The 536-nt window shown below is 61.9% G+C and carries 1 pseudogene; it reads left to right on the top strand.

What is annotated here, in order from left to right:
- Positions 1 to 200: 200 nt before the first annotated feature.
- Positions 201 to 536: pseudogene (locus tag AC1DX0_RS36980) on the top strand (endolytic transglycosylase MltG); the annotation flags it as partial.

Genomic DNA, 536 nt, shown 5'->3' with positions numbered 1-536 from the left:
ACCTAGTGGCGAACACGCCGCGGGCTCGCCAGATCGATGTGGCGCTGTCCAATTCCTTCGGCTTTGGCGGCACCAATGCCTCGCTCGTCTTCCAGCGCTACAATGGCTGACCGGCCCGTCAACACGCTGTCGTCAATTTTGCCATATTCGCCCCTACTCTGCCCGAGGGGATTCGTTGAGAGATCAAACGGCAGGGCACAATGAACACAAATCCGGCAGGCAACGGAGAATTCGGGCAGCGACAGGCTGCTCCCGGTCCGATCGTGCCGAAGACGGCCAGCGAGGCATTGCGGCCTGAAGCCGGCACACCACCGCCGCGGCGTTCGCGCGCCTCGCGCAGCCAGGTCGTCGTGTTCATGAACTTCGTCATCTCCTCTGTGATGCTGATGGTTCTGGCGGCCGGCATCACGCTTTATTTTGGCAAGCAGGCATTCAACGAGGCGGGCCCTTCGGCCAATGGTGACACGTTCCTGGTCAAGTCGAACTCGGGCGTCCAGGATATCGCCGACCAGCTCGAGCGGCGCGGACTGATCAGC

The sequence above is a fragment of the Mesorhizobium sp. P3_A9 genome (assembly GCF_056402975.1).
Note: the sequence above shows the minus strand (reverse complement) of the source record. Positions and strands in the feature narration are given on the sequence as shown.